This is a genomic window from Iodobacter arcticus (genome assembly GCF_042664895.1).
GTDB classification, from domain to species: Bacteria; Pseudomonadota; Gammaproteobacteria; order Burkholderiales; family Chitinibacteraceae; genus Iodobacter; species Iodobacter arcticus.
The window spans coordinates 1-23,952 of record NZ_JBHTBQ010000025.1 but is presented as its reverse complement, the minus strand read 5'-3'; the positions used below and the strand labels follow the sequence as shown (position 1 = coordinate 23,952).

General features: G+C 48.7%; 18 protein-coding genes. 12 read left to right on the top strand and 6 right to left on the bottom strand.

Annotated elements, in window-relative coordinates:
- Positions 1 to 43: 43 nt before the first annotated feature.
- A complete protein-coding gene (locus ACFQNF_RS12425; RefSeq protein ID WP_380188268.1) occupies positions 44 to 646 on the top strand; it encodes a glutathione S-transferase family protein in 603 nt (200 codons plus the stop codon).
- Positions 647 to 859: 213 nt separating this feature from the next.
- Here the strand turns inward: ACFQNF_RS12425 and ACFQNF_RS12420 are convergent, their stop codons facing one another.
- On the bottom strand, positions 860 to 1,819 hold the full coding sequence (locus ACFQNF_RS12420) for an NAD(P)H-quinone oxidoreductase (RefSeq protein WP_380188267.1): 960 nt from the start codon (positions 1,817 to 1,819) through the stop codon (positions 860 to 862).
- A gap of 272 nt (positions 1,820 to 2,091) precedes the next feature.
- Here ACFQNF_RS12420 and ACFQNF_RS12415 point away from each other — a divergent pair, with 272 nt between their 5' ends.
- On the top strand, positions 2,092 to 3,000 hold the full coding sequence (locus ACFQNF_RS12415; RefSeq protein WP_380188266.1) for a lipase family alpha/beta hydrolase: 909 nt from the start codon (positions 2,092 to 2,094) through the stop codon (positions 2,998 to 3,000).
- On the top strand, positions 3,000 to 3,920 hold the full coding sequence (locus ACFQNF_RS12410; protein ID WP_380188265.1) for a lipase secretion chaperone: 921 nt from the start codon (positions 3,000 to 3,002) through the stop codon (positions 3,918 to 3,920). The genes ACFQNF_RS12415 and ACFQNF_RS12410 overlap by 1 nt, the downstream gene beginning before the upstream one ends.
- A 177-nt stretch (positions 3,921 to 4,097) precedes the next feature.
- Here ACFQNF_RS12410 and zapE read toward each other — a convergent pair whose 3' ends face one another.
- Positions 4,098 to 5,249 carry a cell division protein ZapE gene (zapE, locus tag ACFQNF_RS12405; RefSeq protein WP_380188264.1) on the bottom strand — a complete coding sequence of 384 codons (1,152 nt, stop codon included), beginning with the start codon at positions 5,247 to 5,249 and terminating at the stop codon, positions 4,098 to 4,100.
- Positions 5,250 to 5,602: 353 nt separating this feature from the next.
- On the opposite strand from zapE, the gene ACFQNF_RS12400 reads away from it, so the two are divergent.
- Positions 5,603 to 7,222, top strand: coding sequence for a methyl-accepting chemotaxis protein (locus tag ACFQNF_RS12400; protein WP_380188263.1), 1,620 nt, complete (start codon positions 5,603 to 5,605; stop codon positions 7,220 to 7,222).
- 54 nt (positions 7,223 to 7,276) lie between these two features.
- On the opposite strand, the gene ACFQNF_RS12395 is transcribed toward ACFQNF_RS12400, so the two are convergent.
- The gene (locus ACFQNF_RS12395; RefSeq protein WP_380188276.1) at positions 7,277 to 7,813 is read right to left on the bottom strand and encodes a gamma carbonic anhydrase family protein; all 537 of its coding nucleotides are present in this window, start codon (positions 7,811 to 7,813) and stop codon (positions 7,277 to 7,279) included.
- A 122-nt stretch (positions 7,814 to 7,935) separates the two neighbouring features.
- On the opposite strand from ACFQNF_RS12395, the gene ACFQNF_RS12390 reads away from it, so the two are divergent.
- The 5 genes from ACFQNF_RS12390 (at position 7,936) to ACFQNF_RS12370 (ending at position 14,922) form a co-directional block, all read left to right on the top strand.
- Positions 7,936 to 9,099 (top strand): imelysin family protein, encoded by a 1,164-nt coding sequence (locus tag ACFQNF_RS12390; protein ID WP_380188262.1) that lies wholly within the window; start codon positions 7,936 to 7,938, stop codon positions 9,097 to 9,099.
- Between the two features lie 206 nt (positions 9,100 to 9,305).
- Complete coding sequence (locus ACFQNF_RS12385) at positions 9,306 to 10,709, top strand: di-heme oxidoreductase family protein (protein WP_380188261.1); 1,404 nt, start codon at positions 9,306 to 9,308, stop codon at positions 10,707 to 10,709.
- Between the two features lie 93 nt (positions 10,710 to 10,802).
- Entirely contained in the window at positions 10,803 to 11,792 is a 990-nt protein-coding gene (locus ACFQNF_RS12380; protein ID WP_380188260.1) for an imelysin family protein, read from the top strand.
- On the top strand, positions 11,764 to 12,822 hold the full coding sequence (locus ACFQNF_RS12375) for a DUF1513 domain-containing protein (protein WP_380188259.1): 1,059 nt from the start codon (positions 11,764 to 11,766) through the stop codon (positions 12,820 to 12,822). The genes ACFQNF_RS12380 and ACFQNF_RS12375 overlap by 29 nt, the downstream gene beginning before the upstream one ends.
- A 66-nt stretch (positions 12,823 to 12,888) precedes the next feature.
- Positions 12,889 to 14,922, top strand: a complete 2,034-nt coding sequence (locus tag ACFQNF_RS12370; protein ID WP_380188258.1) for a M3 family metallopeptidase — start codon at positions 12,889 to 12,891, stop codon at positions 14,920 to 14,922.
- Positions 14,923 to 15,203: 281 nt separating this feature from the next.
- Here the strand turns inward: ACFQNF_RS12370 and ACFQNF_RS12365 are convergent, their stop codons facing one another.
- Positions 15,204 to 17,117: a S9 family peptidase gene (locus tag ACFQNF_RS12365; protein WP_380188257.1), complete on the bottom strand. Its 1,914-nt coding sequence runs from the start codon at positions 17,115 to 17,117 to the stop codon at positions 15,204 to 15,206.
- A 259-nt stretch (positions 17,118 to 17,376) separates the two neighbouring features.
- Here ACFQNF_RS12365 and ACFQNF_RS12360 point away from each other — a divergent pair, with 259 nt between their 5' ends.
- The 3 genes from ACFQNF_RS12360 (at position 17,377) to ACFQNF_RS12350 (ending at position 19,700) form a co-directional block, all read left to right on the top strand.
- Positions 17,377 to 17,703, top strand: coding sequence for a class I SAM-dependent methyltransferase (locus tag ACFQNF_RS12360; protein ID WP_380188256.1), 327 nt, complete (start codon positions 17,377 to 17,379; stop codon positions 17,701 to 17,703).
- Positions 17,700 to 18,329, top strand: coding sequence for a class I SAM-dependent methyltransferase (locus ACFQNF_RS12355; RefSeq protein WP_380188255.1), 630 nt, complete (start codon positions 17,700 to 17,702; stop codon positions 18,327 to 18,329). Before ACFQNF_RS12360 ends, ACFQNF_RS12355 begins: the two co-directional genes overlap by 4 nt.
- Before the next feature lie 93 nt (positions 18,330 to 18,422).
- Positions 18,423 to 19,700: a leucine-rich repeat-containing protein kinase family protein gene (locus ACFQNF_RS12350; RefSeq protein ID WP_380188254.1), complete on the top strand. Its 1,278-nt coding sequence runs from the start codon at positions 18,423 to 18,425 to the stop codon at positions 19,698 to 19,700.
- 26 nt (positions 19,701 to 19,726) lie between these two features.
- On the opposite strand, the gene ACFQNF_RS12345 is transcribed toward ACFQNF_RS12350, so the two are convergent.
- Positions 19,727 to 20,833, bottom strand: coding sequence for an HD-GYP domain-containing protein (locus tag ACFQNF_RS12345; protein ID WP_380188275.1), 1,107 nt, complete (start codon positions 20,831 to 20,833; stop codon positions 19,727 to 19,729).
- A 51-nt stretch (positions 20,834 to 20,884) separates the two neighbouring features.
- On the bottom strand, positions 20,885 to 23,248 hold the full coding sequence (locus ACFQNF_RS12340; RefSeq protein ID WP_380188253.1) for a response regulator: 2,364 nt from the start codon (positions 23,246 to 23,248) through the stop codon (positions 20,885 to 20,887).
- Between the last annotated feature and the right edge of the window lie 704 nt (positions 23,249 to 23,952).

Sequence of the window (23,952 nt, the reverse complement as noted above, 5' to 3'; positions counted from 1 at the left end):
TAATACTCAAGATTTCAAACCTATTTTTTAACAAAAGACTCTTATGCAACTCTTCGGCAACACCGATTCTGGTCATTCTTATAAAGTCAGATCTTTTCTGCTTTTAACAAACACACCCCATGATTATCAATGGGTCGATTTAAGCAATAAGCCCTCATATTTTCTAGCCATCAGCCCCTTTGGCGAAGTGCCGGTTTTGCTTGATCAGGGGCAGGTGTTTTGCCAATCGAATTCAATCTTGATTTATCTGACACAAAAAAGCGGGCAATTAACGGGGGGAGAAGAATGGCAAGGTGCGCTGGAATGGCTATCCTGGGAGGCCAATCGAATTGGCTTTAGCGTACCTAATTACCGCTTTGCCCTACATTGGCAAGCCCAGCCCCCGGAAGTGATGCACTATTTAAAGCAACGAATGCTAACTGATTTAAATACGCTGAATGAGAGATTATCGACGCGTGCGTTTCTTTTAAAATCAGGGCCAAGTATTGCCGATATCAGCTGTTCAGCTTATTTATTTTGGCTGGATCAAGTAGGCATTGATGTGGCTGATTATCCAAATATTAAACGCTGGCTAGCGGCGATTTGCCAGCTACCTGGCTGGAGCCATCCAGACTCAGCAATGAAGAGAGCGCTAAGCCCTGATTAAATCTAATCCCACAAACTTAAGATCAAAACATTGTTGGTTTTCATAGGGTGTGCAAGTCGTTTTTCTTGCGCACCGTTTTGTCGTAGCAACGACTGCGTCGTTGTACACCCTATGAAGTAATTAAATCGTCATCCCCGAGTGTTTTTATCGGGGATCCAGCAGCGCAGCTGCATTCCCGCCAACCGCACGCGGGAATGACGATATCCCCAGCTTTTAAGAAACTTGCAGCACCACTTTGCCAATATTCTGGTTATCTGCAATATATTGATGGGCAATCGCCGCTTCTTCCCAATTAAAAATACGATCAACCGTTATTTTTAATTGCCCGGCAGCAATGGCAGGAATAATCACATCCCTAAGGGCAGTGGCTAGCTTTGCTTTTACTTTTAATGGCTGGGCTCTGAGGGTTGATCCTGTAAGGCGCTGGCGTTTCATTAAAAGCTGGCCCAAATTAATTTCTGTGCTGATTCCTCTTAATAAGCCAATCAGTACAATTTGCCCGTCGGTATTCAAGCAGGCTTGATTTTTTGCCAGATAATCCCCGCCTACGCCATCCAGAATCAAATCTACACCGCCTGCTTCTTTAACCATTGCGGCAAAGTCTTGCTGCTGATAATCCACCACCAAATCTGCCCCTAGCTGGCTACAAAATTCCGCTTTTTTAACGCCACCTGCAGTCGTTGCCACCCACGCGCCCAAATATTTGGCGAGCTGAATACTGGCAGCGCCCACGCCACTTGCCCCTGCATGAATCAATACCCGCTGGCCCGCTACTAGCTTGCCGATTTCGACCAGATTAAACCATGCCGTCATCCATACTTCGGGCAGGCTAGCTGCGTCAGTAAAAGACAAATTCGCAGGCTTTTTAATGGCAAGTACGGATTCCAGCAGGCAAAACTCAGCATATGCGCCACCGCCCACCAGCCCCAGCACCTCATCACCCACGGCAAAATCGAGCACGCCCTCGCCCAGCTCGACGACGATTCCAGCTACTTCTAAACCCAGAATATTTGAATCCCCTCGAGGAGCCGGATAGCGGCCTGCGGCTTGGGCTAAATCGGCTCGATTAATCCCTGCTGCCTGTACACGAACTAATAATTGCCCAACCGCAGCTTTTGGGACTACCGCATCCCCCAGCAATAAAGTTTGATTTTCTTGAATCACAGCGCGCATAGCTACCTGCTTAAAGTGAGAGATAAAAAAGGTGCAAAGCCAGCTGCGAGCAGCTTGGATGCGCTACTTCTGATATGGCGGCAAAGGCTTAAAAATCAATAGTCAGCTCTGTGTCAGCTTCTCATTACAAAATAATTGCTGTTTTAAATAGGATTAATCAAAAATTTGTTCTATGACGTAAGAATGCCGATTAAACATGTGTTTGATCATATTTTAAACGCGCCGCACGCGGTGCTCTTTGAGTCTTTTCAAAGACTTATTAGGAGTTTGGGATGAAATTTTTTCTGACATGCTTGCTACTCGCCCTAACCACACCAGCTATGGCTGCGGGCTATACCGAAACACGGCACCCCATCGTCCTGGTGCACGGTTTATTTGGTTTTGATGAAATATTAGGGGTCGATTATTTTTATAAAGTGCCGCAAGCACTGCAAGCCGATGGGGCAAAAGTATATGTGGCCCAAGTCTCAGCAACCAACTCCAGCGAGCTACGTGGCGAACAGCTTTTAACGCAAGTAAAACAAATCTTAGCCATAACCGGCGCAAGTAAAGTTAATCTGATCGGCCATAGCCACGGCGGCCCAACCACGCGTTATGTGGCATCGGTACGGCCTGATTTAGTCGCATCAGTCAGCAGTATTGCGGGGGTAAATAAAGGCACTAAAGTAGCAGATGTAGTGCGTAAAGCCACGCCACCCGGCTCAATCAGCGAAGCAACCGCTATCTTGATTACAGAGGGCTTTGCTAAATTAATCGGGCTGGTCTCCAAAGACGGCTCGCTCCCTCAAAGTGCCAATGCAGCACTTGATTCACTGACCACAGCAGGATCTGTCAAATTTAATGCCAAATTTCCGGAAGGCGTGCCACTTGATGCTTGCAATGAAGGTGCTTATCAAGTGAATGGCGTTCGTTATTACTCCTGGAGCGGGGCCAGCCAGCTCACCAATATCTTTGATATTAGCGATGCCGCAATGGGGCTGACTTCACTGGCTTTTAAAGAAAAAAACGATGGTCTGGTTTCATCTTGCTCCAGCCATTTAGGCCAAGTGCTGCGCGACGATTACCGCATGAATCACTTGGATGAGATCAATCAATTTATTGGCATTGTTAGCCTGTTTGAAACCAACCCAATTAGCGTATTCCGCCAGCACGCTAATCGCCTGAAAAACGCAGGTCTCTAATGCTGCGCTGGCTATTTGCTGGCATGGTGGCCACCGTTTTATTGGTGGCTGCTGCGGCCTGGTCACTCAAACCTGAGCAGACCATCGCTCAGGTGGCCGCCACAAAGCCTGCCATTGCTTTTGCCCCTTCCCTATCTGGCACCAGTCCGGATGGGGAAATCGCTAAGGGCAAGGGTGATTTGCAGCTTAATCAAGCCTTATTGCTGCGCTTTGATTATTATCTGGCGACGGTGGGTGAGCGTCCGTTGGCGGAGATCATCGCTCAAATTGCGCAAGATTTAGATCGGGAGCTAAAACCTGACGCCGCTAAAGAAGCAAAGCGCATCCTAGCCCAATATATTCAGTTTAAGCAGGCCTTAGCTGCACTGGCTAACAACCCTGCACTCGCCGGTCAAAACCTGGAAACCATGCGTTTACGCCTTGCCGCCATTCAAAATACGCGCAGCCGCTTTTTTAACCGCCAAGAAATCACCGCCTTATTTGCAGAAGAGGATCTGCAACATAATGCGCTTTTAGAGCGCTTAGCCATTCAGCAGGATGAGCGATTAAGTGCTGCACAAAAAGCACAGAAGCAAGCCACACTCGACGCCCAGCTCAGCCCTGCCGCACAGCAAGCAAGAGCCGCACTGGTACAACACCTCTCACTGGCCTCACAAATTGAAGCGGCCAAGCAAGCAGGTGCCAGCACCGAGCAGCTGCGGCAAATACGCAGCCAGAGCGTAGGCAGCGACGCCGCAGACCGGCTTGCCACCTTGGATAAGGAAGAAGGCCAGTGGCAAAGTAAAATCGATACTTATTTAGCGGCAAGAAGCCATGCAATCAGCACCCTGCCCCCCACCGAGCAAAATACAGCAGTACAAAAATTGCGCGATCAGTATTTTTCGGTGCAGGAACAAAAACGATTGGGGGCGTTTGAGTAAGGGGGCGTTGGATTACGAATGGGTGCGCAAGTAAAACCCAAATCTTGAACCACGGAGAACATAGAGAAAACGAATGATTTAATGTTTTTCTCTGTGGCCTCTGTGTTCTCGCTTACTCTGTGGTTCAAGGTTTAGCACTCTATCAAGACAAGCTGAAGAGTCTTTATAACTAGAAAACTAAGTTTCACTAATCCCCGTCAACTGGGCCGCAATCGATTGATGCGGCAAGGCGAGATATTCCTCAGCCTGCATTTCAGTTAAACGGCTGGCGGTGCGGAAAAACTCGCTGGCTTGCACGCCGTCTTGGTAAAGATCATCCACGGGTACTTCTGCTGAGATAATCAACTTTACGCGATGGTCGTAAAACACATCCACCAGCCAAGTAAAGCGCCGCGCTTCGGACGCCTGATTACTCGCCAGTTTGGGGATATCAGACACAATCACCGTGTGATAGGCATGCGCAATTTGCAAGTAATCGGCCTGCCCACGGGTGTCACCGCAAATCGCAAAAAAATCGAACCACGCCACACCGGCAGCCACTCGCTTGGCTTTAATGATGCGACCTTCGATTTTTAACTGTGGCGCGCTGTCTTTGCTCGTTGCAATCTTAGAAAACAAGCGATCCAACTCCGCCGTGCTTTCTGCGGTATTGGGTGTGAGATAAGTTCTGGCTTGAGTCAGCGTGCGCATGCGGTAATCGTTGCCGCCATCCAGATTAAACACATCCAGCGTGCTATTGAGTAATGCAATGGTCGGCAAAAAATTATTGCGCTGCAAGCCATGCGGATACAGGCCATCCGGCGGGTAATTAGACGTCGTCACCAGCACCACGCCGCGCTTAAATAAATGCTCCATCAAGCGGCCCAGAATCATGGCATCTGCAATATCGGAAACATGAAATTCATCGAAACACAGCACACGCACGGCTTTAGCAATTTTGCTGGCCACGGCCGCCAGCGGATCAGTTTCACTTTTTAGCTGACGCAGCTCATGGTGAACTTCCTGCATAAACTGATGAAAGTGCAGCCTTTTCTTACGCTTATAAGGTAGGGCCGCATAAAACGCATCCATCAAAAAGCTTTTGCCCCGCCCCACCCCGCCCCAAAAATACAGGCCTCGTGGTAAATCGGGCTGCGGCAACAGTGATTTGCCAAACAAGCGGCTACGCTTGGTTTTGAAAAGCAATAGCTGATGATAAAGCGCGTCCAGACGCTCGATCGCGCCAGCTTGCGCCGGATCAGGAATAAAACTCGGGCTGGCGCTCAGGCCTTGATACCAAGCCTTAGGGCTGGTACCTTGCATTGGTGGGGCAATTACATGTTGGGACATTACAAAAACCAGTCAGCTAACAAGCTTCGATTATATAGGCAGCACGCACTTTCAGCCTATCTGATGCAATATACACATACATTTTTTTAAACAAAGCGGCCTTTACTGCAGTGATAAATACTGTGGCATGGCCGCCCAGCCGGATAAACAGGTAATCGTCGCCAAATGCCTTTCATTACGATCTTACAGCGCGCTATAACGCCACAATAAAAATGAATTGCGTACTGATCACCCGCCGTTTTGGTAACAATAAGTGTTCAATATAAAGGCTTATTATTTATATACGCCGCTCAAGCGTCTTTATTTAAATTACAAAGCTATAACGATATTAATCTATTAAAAAGGATAGTGTCATGCAAAACTTGGCCCTTAGAAGCAAACTATTTATTGGCTTTGCTACCGTTTTAATCTTACTCGCCCTCACGGCTGGCTTGGGCTTAAGAAGTATGGGACAAATTGATGATGCTTTAAGAGACTTAATGGATGATCGCTACCCTAAAATTGCGCTCTCTAATGGCTTAATGAATTTATCCTTAGACAGCGGTAGGCAAGTTCGCAATATGGCATTAGCAACAGAGAAAGAAGATATAAATAAAGCACTGAATATCCTCAATGAAAACCGCAGCAAAACAAAACAAAAATTACAAGATCTAGAAAACCTGCTCAGCACCCCCAAAGGGCGGGAGTTATTTGATAAAGTGCGCCAGGCCATCGATGTGCTGAATAAAAACCTAAACGATTATCCTCCCATCGCCGAAGATAAATCAGCAGCATGGCCATTTATCAAAAACCAGATCGATCCCAGCAATAATGCTTATATTAAAGCGTTACATGAGCTTGCCGATTTTCAAGAAAGCTTAATGCAAAAAGGCAAAACATCAGCCTACGAAAACTTTGCGTCTGCAAGATCATTTATGCTGTTTGCCTCTGGCCTTGCCATCGTACTTGGCCTATTTATGGCCTTCTATATTTCAAACTTAATTACCAAACCATTAATGCAGGTCAGTGAAGTGGCCCAAAAAATAGCCAGTGGCGATCTTTCATATAACTGGCAAAACATCACCATTTACAAAGATGAAATCGGCACATTGCAAAATGATATAAAACGCATGCAAGCCAGCCTTTGCGACATCATCAATCTGATGGTCACAAATGCCAAATCCGTCTCGTCTGCAGCCAAAGAGCTCGCTGCCGCTTCCCAGCAAGTTTCTACCAGCACCGATCAGCAAACGTCATCCGCCAGCTCAATGGCTGCGGCCGTCGAAGAAATGAGCACCAGTATGGATCAAGTGGCATCCAATACCGAAGAGGTTAGCAATCAGGCGCGTGCAGCAGGCTCTCTGGCCGAATCAGGCAGCAGCGATGTGCAGTCTGCCGCTAAAGAAATGGAGCAAATAGCACAAGAAGTCGGCAATGCATCCGAAAAAATTGAGGGGCTAGGTAAGCAAATCGAGGAAATTGGCAGCATTGTGGTAGTGATTCGTGAAGTAGCTGATCAAACGAATTTGCTTGCACTCAATGCCGCCATTGAAGCCGCAAGGGCGGGAGAACAAGGCCGTGGGTTTGCCGTGGTGGCAGATGAAGTAAGAAAACTGGCAGAACGCACGACCTCATCGGCAGCGCAAATTACCAGCATGGTGAGTGCCATTCAACAAGGCGCACATGAAGCAATAGGCAGCATGCAAAACGGGCATCGCCGCGTAGGGGATGGGCTCACCCTTACCCATCAGGCACGTGAAAGTATTTTAAAAATAAACAGCAGCAGCCACGGTGTGATCGGATCGGTTAATAGCATTACAGATCAAATGCAAGAGCAGCGCGCGGCAGCTCGTGATTTAGCCCTTAATGTAGAAAGAATCGCGCAAATGACCGAAGAAAACGCCTCCGCCGTAAGAAACATGGGCCATTCCATCCTTGGGCTGGATAATATGGCCAAAGAATTAAGCGCTTCAGTCACACGCTTTCAACTTTAAGCGTGCTGCCCGCCATAGCCGGGCAAAACGGGCTGGTGCTCGCCATAGCCAACATCAGCCCGCATCCCGGTACTTCGCCATCAGCCTTACATAATGCGCTGCTGAATAATTAAAGTTGGCCAGCTCTGCCTCGGTCAACAGGCGTTTTTTCTCTGCGGGGCGGCCCATATACAGCCAACCCGATTCCAGACGGCGATTAGGCGGCACTAGAGACCCCGCGCCAATCATCACCCGATCTTCAATCACCACTCTATCCAGTACAATCGTTCCCATACCAATCAGGCACTCATTGCCAATGGTACAGCCGTGCAACATTACGCCGTGACCGATGGTGACCCGCTCGCCAATCACCAATGGTGCGCCGGTCGGATCGTCCGCGCGTTTGTGCGTGACATGTAACACGGCACAGTCTTGCACATTGCTGTCTTTGCCGATGCTGATTGCGTTTACATCACCACGAATCACCGCGCCCGGCCACACCGAGGCGTTTTCTCCCAGCACCACTTCACCAATCACCTGTGCTGATTCGTGCACCCAAGCGCCCGCTTTTACCTCTGGTTTAATACCGTCAAATACCCCTACTGCCATGATTTTTATTCCTTTTAAAAGCCTATTGTAAGCGATAGCGAAAAACATATTCTTAACAATGTATTGCATACGTCATAAGAATCATTATCATCCTATTATTTGCTGCTTATTCACTGGAATATTAAATGACGCGCTTAAACCGAATCCTGTGCCACGCCTTTGCTGCAGGCCTCCTCGCGACTGCCCTGCCATCACAAGCAGAAGACATCACCACCCGCGCCGTGCTGGAGCAATATTCCACCATTGTGTATGCAAGCTATAGCGATAGCGTAGCCAGCGCCCGTGATATGCAAAAAAGTATTGATGCCTTTTTAACTGCGCCCTCACAAGCTGGCCTAGAAGACGCCCGTAAAACATGGCTGGCCGCGCGTGAGTTTTATTTACCGACCGAAGTTTATCGCTTTTACTCCGGCCCGATCGACGACGCACAAGGCCCGGAGCCACGGATTAATGCATGGCCGATTGATGAAGGCTATATCGATTTTGTAAAAGGCAAAACAAAATCAGGCTTTGTAAACAACCCAAAAATCGCCATCACCAAAGAAAAATTGAAATCACTGAATGAGCGTGGCGGTGAAGAAAATATCTCTACCGGCTGGCACGCCATCGAGTTCTTGCTCTGGGGCCAAGATCAAAATGCCAATGGTCCGGGGGACAGGCAATTTACAGATTTCGTAGATGGTAAAGCACCCAATGCTGATCGCCGCCGCCAATATCTAAAAATCGTGACCGAGCTATTGATTGAAGACTTGGAATCCGTTACCCAGCAATGGCAAGCCAGCGGTAATAACTTCCGTAAGCAATTTGTTGCAGGCGACAAAGCCAGCCTGAAAAAAGCACTGACCGGCTTAGGTGTGCTCACCCGTGGCGAGCTAGCAGGCGAGCGTATGGAAGTGGCGATGGATACGCAAAATCAGGAAGATGAACACTCTTGCTTTGCTGACAACACCCATCGTGACATCATTGGCGATGTGATCGGCATGCAAAATGTATGGGAAGGCCGCTACACTGGCCGTGATGGCAAAACACTGGAAGGCGCCAGCCTGAAAGCCCTTGTTGCCCAGAAAAACCCGACCATTGCAGAAACAATCAGTACAGATATCGCCAATACTTTGAAATTATCCAAAGAAATTCAAGCCCCGTTTGATCAAGAAATCATTGGTAAAAAAGAGGCCCCTGGCCGTAAACGGGTGCAAGCCGTGATTGATTCTTTAAAGAAACAGGGCAAAAACCTCGTGATTGCAGCGGAAAGCCTAGGTATTAAACGCTTAAGCACCAAAGCACCTTAATCGCTGTAACTACTCAGAGAATCAAAAGCAGATAAGCACGAAAGGCACGAAAAAAACGGATCTTAGTTTTCTCCGTGAAACGCCATGCCCTCTGTGTTCTCTGTGGTTCAGGATTTGGGTTTTGTTCGCAGACCTGAGCTGGTACTAATTTTTGGCCCTAAGGTGATTTCTCGCCTTAGGGCCGTTGCCGTTTAAAAAGTGATTCCATGCAAAAACAGACCATCAAACTGGCCGCGTTCAGCGCCACCCTGCTCACTGCAGCCGCCATCGCTTACAGCACCACCAGCCTACTCGCCGCCTTTGAAACGGGCGAAGATAGGCCGGGAGGCAATGCAGCCACCGCAGATGATCATGGCCGCAATGCGTTTTCACTGAGCGCCGATGCGCTAAGCGAAAAAGACAAAACCGCTTTTGTGATTGGTAATTCATTTTTTAAAAAAGCATGGGTCGCCGCCCCCGCCTCCACCACCGCCAGAGATGGATTGGGGCCGCATTTTATTGCCAGATCCTGTGGGGCATGCCATAGCCAAGATGGCCGTGGCACACCACCCGACTTTAATAATGGCATTCAGGAAGATCAGCCCTTATCGCTACTGCTGCGCCTGTCTATCCCCGGCGACAAGCCCGACCCCAATTACGGCGGCCAGTTTAATAACGACGCCATCGATAACGTGAAGCCCGAAGGTAAGGTGCAAATCAGCTACCGGGAAATACCTGGCCACTTTGCAGACGGCGAAAAATACAGCCTGCGCGCGCCCACTTACACCCTTAGCGATCTGGCCTATGGCCCAGCCCACCCGCAGCTGATGATCTCGCCACGCGTAGCACCACAAATGATTGGCCTTGGCTTACTGGAAGCCATCAGCGAAAAAGACATTCTGGCCAATGCAGCCAGACAAAAAGCCGAAGGCTTAGGCATTAAGGGCATGCCCAATTATGTGGCAGACGCCTATGCAGGCAAAACCATGCTGGGTCGTTTTGGTTGGAAAGCCAATGTTGCCTCCATTGCCCACCAATCTGCAGGCGCATTTAGTGGTGATATCGGCATTACCTCCAAGCATTTTCCTAAAGAAGAGTGCATGCCCACCCAAAAAGATTGCATACAAGCACCCCATGGTGGCAAGCCAGAAATTGACAGCAAAACACTGGATAAAGTGGTTTTATACAGCCGCACCCTCGCCGTGCCTTCCCGCAGAGATCCACAAGACGCCGCAGTCTTGCGCGGCAAACAGGTATTTAAAGAAAGCAACTGCGTAAGCTGCCATACACCCAGCTATACCACAGCTAACTTTAAAGCCGTGCCCGTGCTTTCAGGACAAAAAATCTGGCCTTACACCGATCTGCTGCTACACGATATGGGCAAGGGCCTAGCGGATGGCCGCCCAGATGGCCTAGCCAATGGCAATCAATGGAAAACACCGCCGCTCTGGGGCTTAGGCTTAGTACCTGCCGTCAACAACCACAGCAATTACCTGCACGATGGCCGCGCACGTAATTTAATGGAAGCTGTACTCTGGCACGGCGGTGAAGCAGAAAACGCCAAACAAGCCGTACTGAAATTATCAAAGGCCGACCGAGACAATCTCTTGAAATTTTTGCAGTCTTTGTGATTTGACGAGTCCATGTAGGGCGGGTGAAACCCGCCAATTTTTGCATGACACACTTAAAAAGCGGCGGGTTTCACCCGCCCTACGGTGAAACCAATGAATATTAAATGGATCATTTCCGCCACCCTCTTGGCCTCTGCCATCAGCCATGCCGAGCCTTTGCAACCCTCCGCCGAGTTCAGCACGCGCTGGATTGCGGACGCCTATTTGCCACGGCATCGGCTACTTGTCAGCGCCAGTGAGCAGTTCGCTGGCAGCAGCAAAGCCTTTTGTGCCACGCCCAATAAAAAAACACTCAGCCTCACCCGTGCCGCATGGAAAAAAACCGCCATCGCCTGGCATGCCATGGATGCGGCCCCTGCCGGCCCAATTCTGCTGGAGCGCACTGGGCGTAAAATCGACTTCTGGCCCACCCGCCCAGATGATATCGAAGCCATGATCCCCAAGGGTTTAGACGAGCGAAATGTAGCTGCGCGTGGCCTGCCCGCAGCCGAATACTTACTCTGGGGTAATAACGATCCCAAGGCACAGCTCGCCAAACTACAAAACCCTGAGCGCTGCCAGTATCTGCTTGCCATCAGCGAGCGTATTGTCAGCGACATCGCCCTGCTCAATCCCGGCTGGCAAAACTATCACACCCAGCTGGGTGCAGAAAATCCATTTTTTAGAGAGAATCTACTACCAGAAACGTTTAATCTGATGCTAGGCGCGCTGGACAGCCAAGCCAAACGTTTACCTAAGGAAGCTAAAGCCGAGGCTTTTGCCGAATGGCGTAGTGGCATTGGCAAAGACAGCTCCGTCGCCGTGCTCAATGCGATTGAACAAACCCTATTTAGCCCCCAATCAGGCATCACGCCTTTGCTCACCCAAGCAGGCAAACCAGAAATTGCCATGCAAGTAAAAAAAGCCTTTGCCAACGCCAAAGCAGCCCAAGCAGCGATCCCCGCCGCGTTTAACAGCCCTGCCGCAGCCAGCGCCCGTGGCAAATACCTAGCCAGCATTCAGGCGCTCAAACACAGCATTGAAGCCGGAGCCGCCGAAGCGCTTGATCTCACACTTGGATTATCCGAATCTGATGGCGATTAACCTTCCCCGCCGCCGCCTAATGCAAAGCTTGGCGCTGTTAGCCCTGCCTTTGCCAGCATGGGCGGTAGGCGAAACACCACCCGTTTTGCTTGCCGCCCAGTTGGGTAAAAACTTTGGTGCAGTCGGAGGTAAAGCGGTGACAACCCCCACCCGCGGCCACGGCATCATTCCGATTACAGGCAATGAAGCGATCCTCCTAGCACGTCGCCCTGGCTACTGGATGATGCGCATCAATTGGCAAACGGGAGAGATTGTCCGGCAAGTTGCCGCCGCAGAAAACCGCCACTTCTTTGGTCACGCTGTGCTTAGCCCAGATGGCCGCACCTTACTCACCAGCGAAAACAATATCCAGACCGGCCAAGGCTTGATCGGCCTTTACCACCCGCAAACCCTGCAGAGGCTTGGGGAGCTATCCAGCCACGGCATTGGCCCGCACGAGCTACTGTTTATCGACAGCCAAACACTGGCGATTGCCAATGGCGGCATCCTTACCCTACCCCAAAGTGGCCGCGACAAGCTCAACCTTGCCACCATGCAACCCAGCGTTGTGCTGCTCGACTGGCCATCAGGGCAAAAGAAAAGCGAGCATATCCTGCCCGAAACCACCCTCAGTCTGCGCCATCTAGCACTTAGCAGCGATGGCGCGCTCGGCATCGCCATTCAGGCCGAATCGCCAAGGGGGGACAGCGTAGACAATGCGCCACTCTTGGCCATCTTGCGAGATGGCAAGCTAAGCCTCGCTGAAACCGTACCCGGTCTGGGAGGCTACGCCGCCAGTATCGCCGCCGTCGGCACGCAATTTATCCTCAGCTGCCTAGAGGGCAATGCGCTGGCGATTTGGAATAGCAATGGATCCGCCCACCGGCAATGCGGCCTGCTGCGCCCAGCAGGCATCGCAGCTTGGGGCGATCAAGCCTATGTCAGCACCGAGCTAGGCGTAATCACCCTGCTTGATCCACAAAACGGCAGCCTTACGCCGATATCCAGCCACCCCACAATAAAATGGGACAACCACCTGATCTTGGCTTGAAATAAGGGCGAACCGCTCGCATCTACTAAGCAATAGACCACACTCCACTTTATGCGAGCCTGCTGAATGACCAATCCACTTCTCGATCTGACCGGTAAATTACCTGATTACCCAAGCGTTAAACCTGAACACGTCAGCCCAGCGCTGGACACGCTCTTAGCCAGCTCTGCTGCAGCCGTTAGCGCGGCTGAAAAAGTAAGCAATCCAACGTGGACCAATTTTGTAGAGCCGCTAGACGCTGTGCTAGAAAAACTCAGCTTAGCGTGGGGTGTGGTTGCGCATTTAGAAAGCGTGGTCACCACACCTGAGCTGCGTGAGGTTTACAACGCCAATATCGCGCGGATTTCCAATTTTTATACCGAGCTGGGCCAGAACGAGTTGCTCTACGCGCAATACAAGCTGATTGCAGCCAGCGCCGAATTTACCGACTATAACGCGGCCAGAAAAACCATTATTGAAGACACACTCAGAGATTTCCGCCTGAGCGGTGCCGAGCTGCCCGAAGCACAAAAACAACGCTTTGCCGAAATCGCCGAAGAGTTATCCGAGCTGACGGTTAAATTTGGGCAGAATGTGATGGATGCCACCGATGAGTGGGGCCTCTATATTGAAGACATCGCAGAGCTGGATGGCTTGCCGCAAGACTGGTTATCTGCCGCTAAATCCGCCGCCGAGGCTGACGAAAAAACCGGCTACAAAGTCACGCTAAAGCAGCCTAGCCAAGGCCCAGTGATGCAGTTCTGTAGCAACCGCACACTGCGCGAAACGGTTTATCACGCCAATGCCACCCGCGCCTCAGAATTTGGCCCAGCAGAGCGCGACAACGGCCCGCTGATTAAACGCATCCACGCCTTACGTACCGAAGCCGCTCAGTTATTGGGCTTTAATAACTACGGCGAAGAATCACTGGCGACCAAAATGGCCGACACACCTGCTGAGGTTGCAGAATTCCTGCGCAATCTGGGCCACGGCGCTAAGCCTTTTGCAGCCAAAGATCGTGCTGAATTGAAAGCATTCGCTAAAGAACAACTCGGCTTAGACGAGCTGGCCGTTTGGGATTACGGCTATGCTGCCGAGAAATTATCCGAAGCCAAATATGCGTTTTCGGCCCAAGAAGTCAAAGCTTACTTTACCGAACCAACAGTTTTATCCGGCCTGTTTAAAGTGATTGAATCGCTGTACAGCCTGCGTTTTGTTAAAGCCAGCGCCCCCGTTTGGCACCCAGATGTCAACTACTACGCCCTGCAAAACTTGGATGGCAGTGCGGTGGGTGGCTTGTATCTGGATCTGTACGCACGCACCGGCAAGCAAGGCGGCGCGTGGATGAACGATGTGCTCAGCCGCGATCGCAAAGGCGATGACTTACAAAACCCCGTAGCCCTCGTGGTATGTAATTTCTCTGCTGGCGTAGATGGCAAACCAGCCCTACTGACCCACGATGATGTCATCACCCTCTTCCACGAATTTGGTCATGCCCTGCATCACCTCTTAACCGAGGTCGATGAATCCGGCGTATCCGGCATCAACGGCGTGGAATGGGATGCGGTGGAATTGCCAAGCCAGTTTATGGAAAACTTCTGCTGGGAATGGCAAGTCTTGCCTGATCTAACTCACCATGTAGAGAGCGGCACAGCGCTGCCACGCGACTTATTCGACAAAATGCTGGCGGCCAAAAACTTTATGAGCGGCAGCGGCATGGTGCGCCAGGTCTTGCTCTCGCTCTTTGATATGGAGCTGCACGCTAGCACCGATGCGATTGACGCCACCGCACAAAATGCCGCGCTGGTCGCCGAATTCGAAATGCCGGTCGCCCCAAGCTATAACCGCTGGTTTAACACCTTTAGCCATATTTTTGCGGGTGGCTATGCAGCAGGTTATTACAGCTATAAATGGGCGGAAGTGCTGTCTGCCGATGCCTATTCTGCTTTTGAAGAAGCCGCTGCCGCGGGCAAATCCATCCTAGACCCCGCCACCGGCGCACGTTTCAGAAAAGAAGTGCTCGCCATGGGCGGCAGCCGCCCAGCCATTGACTCCTTCACGGCTTTCCGTGGCAGGAAGCCTGAAGTGGCCGCTTTGCTAAAACATAATGGTTTAAATTAAGGGGATGGCTTGGGATTAAAACCCAAGCTTTACCCCAACGGCATAAGTATTTGCATAAGCTTGATGCACTTATTCCCCCCTTTGAAAAAGGGGGGCTAGGGGGGATTTGCAGTTGATGCCGGGCTTAAATAAGCAAAAAACCAAAAGCAAATCCCCCTTAATCCCCCTTTCACAAAGGGGGAGGCTAAATGCAAAACGGGCGATAATTGGGGTTTAGATGCCCCCATTCCAAATAAAAAACGGGCCATTCAGCCCGTTTTTTTTCACTACTAAAACGACATCTACTTCAAATACGCCTCCAAAAACCGAATCGTATGCCCAATCGAGTAAACGCGATTTTCGCGCTTGGCCGCGCCGTGGCCTTCGTCGGCAAATAGCATCAGTTCAGCGGGCACATTGCGTTTTTGGGCTGCCTCATACATTTGCATCGCTTCACCCACTGGCACACGCGGGTCGGACACGCCTTGAATCAACATCAGAGGGGCAATCAGCTTATCGATATGATTAATCGGCGAGAGCTGAATTAATGCTTCACGATCTTTGACTGGATCGCCATATTCAGCGATACGTAGCAACCTTCGATAAGGCGCGGTGTTTTGTAAGAAGCTCATAAAATTAGAGATGCCCACAGTAGAAACGCCTGCATCGTAGCTACCCGCAAACATCGTCATCCCCGCCAAAGTGGAATAACCACCGTAGCTGCCGCCAATAATCCCCACCTTCGGCACTTGGCCACCCTTGCCCCACTTGGCTCGGATATAGCGCGAGGCGTCTTCGATATCACTCACCACTTGCAGGCGTTGCGGGCCATCGTCCATGGCCAGCCACGCTTTACCATAGCCATCCGAGCCACGCACGTTCGGCTCGGCAAAGATAAACCCGGCATCCACATAGAGCTGCGCCACTGGGGAAAAGCCCGCCTTAATCTGCGCTTCCGGCCCGCCATGAAAATGCACCACCACAGGGCAAGTCACCGTTGCGCACTGCGCGGGTCTGCGCACAAACATCGGAATCGGCGTGCCATCTCTAGCAGGATAAGTCTCTAGGCTGGCTCTGGCAAAGCGCTGCGTATCGACTTCCGGGCTCATAGCCTGCTGCCATTGCACCAGCTTGCCAGTCGCCCATTCATAGCGATAACTTAAGCGTGGCGACTTGGCCGTTTCTGCGCTAATCAAACTAAAGCGCCCATCAGGGCTATGACCACTGAGCATGACATGATCGGCATCTTTAAATGCTGGCAGCTTAATTGGCTGCAAACTACTGGCATCCAGCGCAAAGCTGCGGGTATAGCCTGCTTCATTCACGCTATAGCTAATATGCCTGCGAGACTGATCCAAATCGAAGCGGCCAACATCCCAGTTCATTTCTGGGGAAATCGGCTTAAATTGACCAGCCTTCCATTGGTAAAGGCGGCGGAAGTTGCCGAATTTAGACGTTTGTACAATCAGCTCGTCAACCCCTGCGCCATAAGCTGCTTGGTATTCTTCTTTTTCATTCTGGCCAAATAAGGGCTTTAGCTCGCCATTATTCAGCTCGTAATATTCAGAAGCCAAATTGGTGATGGTTTTTTCCAGCAAAATCCGCCCATGGCGCTGATCTGCAATATTCCATAAGCCCGGCTGATCAAACACCCCTTGTTTTGTGCCACTGGCAATGTGGTAGCGATATAGGGTGTAGCTGTCTTTTTGCTTATCGTTGGCGCTGTAATACACATACTGATTATCGTCAGAAACAAAAGCAAAACGGGTTTGCACGCCGGCAAGATGCTGAATTTCTTTTAAGGCACCGCCCGCTGCGGGCTGCAAATAAAGGCCGGGGTTTTCTTCGCCCTTGCGATCACGCTGAATCACTAAAGTCTGCCCGTCAGGACTAATCCCTGCAATTTGCGTGGCATCCTCTCCACCCGTCATTTGCATAGGGAAACGCTGCGGGCCATCTAAGCGCCAAACTTGGCTCACCCCCGTCACCCGCCAGCTAAAATAAAGCCGCCCACCATCGGGGCTAAGTAGGCCCGCTGAGGGGCTAGAAATATCCAGCATGCTTTGAATCCGCCGCGATAAACCAGGCTCGAGTGGCTTGGGGCGAAACGCTTCAATCGTCTCTTTGCTGATACTTTCAGCGCCCAAACCCGCATAATCGATCGCATAGACGGGGCTGCTGAGCAAAACGCCCAAGAGCAAGGAGTGGATTTTCATTTGCTTCCTATTTAATCGTAACGATTCTGATGAGCACAGACCTAAAATCTGTAGACACAGAGAACACAGAGTTTAAAAGCAGAACACTGAGAAAGCATAAAAGGCTAGTGTGTAATAGGGCAAAGAGACGCAAGGCAGTTATAGAGATAAATTACAGCAGAATAACTATTAACCCAGCCTACCATCAGCCAGATTAAAGAAATATCGACCTTCCGGCAACTGCGGCTAACGACAAGAAGCTGCACTTTAAGAGCGCTATATGAATTCAGAAACACACCATCCACTCGCCCTGATTAGCCAGCAAACACTGGCGCACTATCAGGCCAGTGCAGAAAGCTTCAAAGCAGGCACGGCGGATCATGATGTCAGCCAGAATATTGCGGCGCTGCTGCGCCACATCAGCGGCAAAGCGCCTTTTGATATTCTGGATTTTGGCTGTGGCCCCGGCCGAGATTTAAAGCAGTTTGTAGCACTCGGCCATCGCCCCGTGGGGCTAGATGGCACGGCACGTTTTGTAGAAATGGCTAGGGCAGATAGCGGCGTCTGTGGCTTGCAGCAAGAAATGCACTTTGAGAGAGTTTTATGAATTCAGAAACACACAATCCACTCGCCCTGATTAGCCAGCAAACACTGGCGCACTATCAGGCCAATGCAGAAAGCTTTAAGGCAGGCACAGCGAGCCACGATGTCAGCCAGAATATTGCAGCGCTGCTGCGCCACATCAGCGGCAAAGCGCCTTTCGATATTCTGGATTTTGGCTGTGGCCCTGGCAGAGATTTAAAACAATTTTTAGCACTCGGCCATCGCCCCGTGGGGCTAGATGGCACGGCACGTTTTGTAGAAATGGCTAGGGCAGATAGCGGCGTAGAGGTTTGGCAACAAGATTTTCTGGCACTTAATTTACCAGCCGCCCACTTTGATGGCATCTTTGCCAACGCCGTTTTATTCCACATCCCCAGCCAAGAGCTGCCCCGCGTACTCAGCCAGCTCCATGCCACGCTTAAGCCAGGCGGGGTGCTATTTAGCTCCAATCCACGCGGCGATAATGTGGAAGGCTGGAATCAAGGCCGCTATGGTGCGTATTACAATTTAGAAACATGGCAAAGCTATTTAATCGCCGCAGGATTTACCGAGCTAGAACACTACTACCGCCCAACAGGCCTGCCGCGTGAACAGCAGCCTTGGTTAGCCAGCGTTTGGCGGGCCATTTAATCCAAAAGCACAGCAAAATACCCATGTGTTTAGCTGCGCTTCCCCGCTCTTTACTGGATAATCCCACCTTTCTTTCACCCAGCCATTCCGTACATGCACACACTTTCACAACTTCGCTCTGGGAAACTCAAAGGTATTAAGCGGCTGGATTTATCTTGTGGCCTCACCACTTTTCCAGAAGATATTTTTTCCCTAGCGGATTCCTTAGAGATTTTAAATTTATCCGGCAATGCGCTGTCCAGCCTGCCCGATGATTTGCCTCGGCTAAAATCTTTGAAAGTGATTTTTTGCTCGGATAATCAATTTGATCATTTGCCAGAAGTACTGGGGCGCTGCAGCAACTTATGCATGGTGGGCTTTAAGGCAAATCAAATTCAAACGGTCAGTGCAGCAGCTTTGCCATTAGAACTACGCTGGCTCATTCTTACAGACAATCAAATCAGCCATCTACCCGCCGAGCTAGGCCAGTGCCATGCCTTGCAAAAACTGATGCTGGCCGGTAATCAGCTGCAATCCTTACCCGAAACGCTGGCCGCTTGCCAAAATCTAGAGCTGATCCGCATCTCTGCCAACCAACTGCAAGCTTTACCAGACTGGCTATTTAGCTTACCTAAATTGGCATGGTTAGCCTTTGCAGGCAATCCATTCTGCCCAATGCCGCCTGCATCACCGCACGCACCAGCAATTCACTGGCAAGATCTAGAGGTGGCCGAGCAGCTAGGGGAAGGTGCCTCCGGTGTGATTTACAAAGCCTTGTGGCAGCAAGAAAATCCTAGGGCCGTCGCACTCAAGCGTTTTAAAGGTGCGCTCACAAGTGATGGCCTACCCCAATGTGAAATGGCCGCCTGCATTGCCGCTGGCGAGCATCCTTATCTGATTGGCGCAATTGGCCAAGTAGAGCATCCCGATCAGCACCCGGCGCTGCTGATGCCCCTGATTGATGGCTTTAGCAACCTTGCCGGGCCGCCAAGCTTAGAATCATGCACCCGTGATATCTATGCCCAAGATCAGTATTTCAGTCTAGAAAACACATTAAAGATTGCCAGCAGTATTGCAGCCGCAGCCGAGCATTTACACGCAGCCCATATTTTGCATGGCGATTTATATGCACATAATATTTTAATTGGCCCAGAGAATGAAACACGATTAGGCGATTTTGGCGCGGCGTCTTTTTATACCCCTGAGCAAAACTTGCTCCAGAATATTGAAGTACGCGCTTTTGCTTGTTTATTAGAAGAATTACTTAGCCGTACACAGGGATCAGCGGCGACTTTAGATAAGCTGGCTAATCTGCAAATAAGCAGTGCACAAGTCACAATCAGTGCAAGACCCTTATTTTCAGAAATAAAGAAAATACTAAGCTCTTTATAAAAAAGCATCATTAAAACACACTCGTTTTAATGATGCTCAATCTCATCATCAGCGAAAAGAAGAGAAATATCTGGAAAGGATTTTTGAATCCGCAATAAAGCGCCAACCACGCTAGGATCAAAATGTGAGCCACTACCTTTTACAATAATACTCATCGCATCTTCATGCGAAAAAGCAGGTTTATAAACCCGCTTAGAAACCAAAGCATCATAAACATCAGCAACCGCCATTAGCCTTGCCGATAAGGGAATATCCTCTCCCTTTAAGCCTTGCGGGTAGCCGCTGCCATCCCATTTCTCCTGATGGCTATAGGCAATTTCACGCGCATAATGCAAAAATTTATCTTCTTTTGTTCCTAAATAACTCTCTACCGAAGTAATCACATCCCGCCCATAAACAGTATGCATCTTCATTAAATTAAATTCTTCATCGGTCAGCTTACCCGGCTTTAATAAAATATGATCAGGCACTCCCACCTTGCCAATATCGTGCATAGGTGCTGATTTATAAAGCCACTGTATATTTGCCGGTGTTAATTCGTCACTAAATCGCGGATCATCTGATAATTCCAAAGCTAAAAGGGCCACAAAATGCTGCGTGCGCCGCAAATGCTTACCTGTTTCGTTATCACGTGTTTCTGCTAAAGAGGCCATCGCCAAAATAGTAGCTTGCTGTAAATGGGCAAGCTCACGCGTCCGCTCTTGAACTAAATGCTCTAAATATTGATTCTGATTTTTCAAAAACACCTGAGCCGCTTTTAAAGCCAGCTGTGTCTGTACCCTTGCCAATAAAATAGAAGGGATAATTGGCTTGCTAATATAATCCGCCCCGCCTACGGAAAATCCCTCTTCTTCATCTTCTATTGCTGTTTTTGCAGTCAGAAAAATAACCGGTATATCTTCTGTTTCTTGATTTTCTTTTAACTTTGTACAGACTTCATAACCATTCATGTCTGGCATCATCACATCTAATAAAATTAAATCTGGTCTTGGATCTGCAAGCACCAAACGCAAAGCCACCTCACCATGATTAGCCACTTTTACGCGATATTTATCCCGCAACAAACCATTGAGCAACATTAAATTGTCTGGCGTGTCATCCACCACCAGAATAGTTGATCTATTTTCCTGCATTTGTAACGGCTCCATATCCACTCCTTACAGCACTGAGCATTCTGCATTAAATCAAACTGGAAACTGATTCATCCATTTAAGCGCATCATTAAATGCAAACTGATTAATAAGCCTTAACAATTCATGGCTCCGCCCTGTCCATAAACATTCAAACTTCTGCTGATTCTCTTCAAAAAATTCACCCGCTGATGCATCCCCTTCCTGTAATAGGCGCTGCAAATCGTCAAACAACTGCTTCTTATCCTCCATACTTAATACCATTTCGCCCATAGATGAAATAGCAGTCACTCGCTCCTGGTTTTCTTCTGGAACAATATAAAAAAACCGAAGAGCATCCAGCAGACGAGCCGCCACATCAGCAACATCATCCTGCATCTGTAAGATAATCGCTCTCGCCTCACCTTGCCCAAGTGCAAACTCAAGCTGTCCGGATATTTTTTGCAACTCATTTGCGCCGATTGTTGCTGAAATTCCCTTGATTGTATGCGCATGCCGTTTCGCATCAACCCAATTACCTTCAGTAATCGTTTCAGCAAGGTTTAACTGAATTTTAGGCATTTCATCTAAAACTTTAATTAATAAACGCCGATAAAAATCTGGATTACCCATCGCATACTTCAGTCCCATCACCATATCCAGACCAGGAATTTCCAATGGAAGGCCCTGTATAGCAGAACCATAATTATCTTCAGCCTTAACCGCTGCTGCCTGCGGAGTATTCCGTTTTACTTCTGGCAACCATTGAATCAGTTTTGCAATTAATAAATCAGGGTCAATAGGCTTAAGCAAATGATCGCTCATTCCAGACTCTAAACTCATTTTTTTATCTTCATTCATTGCTAATGCAGTCAAAGCAATAATTGGAATATCTGCCAAATAATCGCCTGCACGTATTGCCTTTACAGCACTCCAACCATCCATTACAGGCATTTGAATGTCCATCAGAATCAGATCAAAAACCTCTTTTTCTAAAATATCAAGTGCCTGTTGCCCATCACAGACCACCATCACCTGCATTCCCGCATCCATTAATATTTCGCTAGCAACTTGCTGGTTTAATGAATTATCTTCTACTAATAAAACACGTGATCCATAACGGCTAGCCAGAGCTTGACGCTGCTGGTTCTTCAATAGTGCAGGCGATACTAACTCCACTTCCTGCTTATTTTTTTTTAATGAAAGACTAAACCAAAAACAACTTCCTTTATTCTCCTCACTCATTAGCCCAATATGCCCCCCCATTAAGCTCACTAATTGCTTAGAAATAACCAAACCTAAACCAAGCCCACCAAATTTCCTAGTTGCCGAAGTATCTGCCTGAGCAAAGGCTTGAAATAACTGAGCTTGCTGCTCATGGCTCACTCCTACACCGGTATCAAGAATTGAAAATTTGATACTCACCTCATCATGACTTTCTGACTCAAGCTCAACCAGCAACTCAACCTGTCCGCAAGTAGTGAATTTCACGGCATTCTCTACCAAGTGCAGTAAAATTTTCTCTAAACGCTTAGCATCTCCTATTAGCACTGAAGGTAAATAATCAGGCGTTTTCAGCAGTAAAGAAAGCCCTTTTTCCTTGGCTTCAACAGTTACTTTTTCAAGCACACTATTTAATACACTATGCAAATCAAAAACAAAAAGATCCAACTGTAATTGGCCTTCTTCCATTTTTGAAAAATCAAATATATCATTAACGATATTTAACAAATGCTCACTGGACCTTTGAATAACTTCAATATAATTTTTTTGTCTGATATTTAAATCGGTTTTCAGCACCAGATGGGTCATACCAATAATGGCATTCATAGGAGTACGAATCTCATGGCTAATGTTTGCCAGAAAATCTCGTTTTATTCTTAAAGTTTCATCTAGTATTTGCTGAATACGCTCTTTTCCTCTTGCTGCATCATGCAAAAGAGGATTCGCCGTAATAAGCAGGCAAACATTTGCACCTTCACTACTTGGGTGAGGCAATAAACCCAGCCTCATTTCAGCATTAAAAAAGCCGCCACCCAAGCATAGCCAACTAAATAAGCTGGCTTCAGTTAAGCTATCCGTATCACTCATCAAAGTAAAACTATCTAATTGCTCTAGAAACTTGGCTCTTTGATCTGGGATGAGCAATTGTTCAATCGCCAAACCGAAAAGCTTAACTTTAGGGTACGCAAATAAACTAATTGCCGCTTTATTGGCCCAAATAACCTTACCATCTGCCCCCAGTAGCAGCATGGCTTCTACTGAGAAATTACAAATACTCCTATAATTTTCCTCAATATCCAACTGTCCCTGCTTACTTTGCTCTAAGGTGCGCCCATGTAAATCAGCCACTTCAGCAAGCTTCTGCTGAAAATCTGCCGATCCCCCCATGTCTGGCAGCAATATTATTTGTGTCTGCACACCACATACCCCACTCATTAATCCCCCCTATAAGCTCACTAAACTCAAGCTACCCATTAATGGTTACAAGAATGAATACAGTTTAGCTCCTAAAGCACTGAGTAATAAAGCATAGTAGATGCTTACACCAATATGCTGACAACATTAATTCTAGATCAAAATTTTAGATAATTCTGCACCCATGAAAATTCAGAAATAAAAACCAGAATAGGATGCCTCATTACAGGCAAGCAAGCATGATTCCAAGCTGGATATGCAGCTATGTTTTGAAAAGAGATTAAATAAAGTAAAAAATAAAAACAGAACAGCAAGACTAACTGATCCGCATATTAAGCAGAGATCAAGCTATTAATACGAGCTCATACCGTGATTTATAAGCCAGCTTAAGGGCTTGAGCGTATGCGATCGATCAATAGCAGCCTCGTGTATAAGCTAACGACCTGCGCACAAAATCCCATCCCAAAGAGCCAAACAAGCAGGCCTAAATATCTCTTGATGACAAGGTTTTGTAGGTTGGGTTAGCAGTCTGCGTGTGAGGTTTACCTCATTCAGCGATAATCGCGTAACCTGATACGCGAACCACCGAAGGTTATCGTGACACTAAGGCGGCATTTCTTGCACCCAAAGCAAAACCCCCGCCTCTTTCGAGTACGGGGGTTTTGTTTACGGCTTAGGGTGTCTGGCAATGACCTACTTTCACACAGGTAATCTGCACTATCATC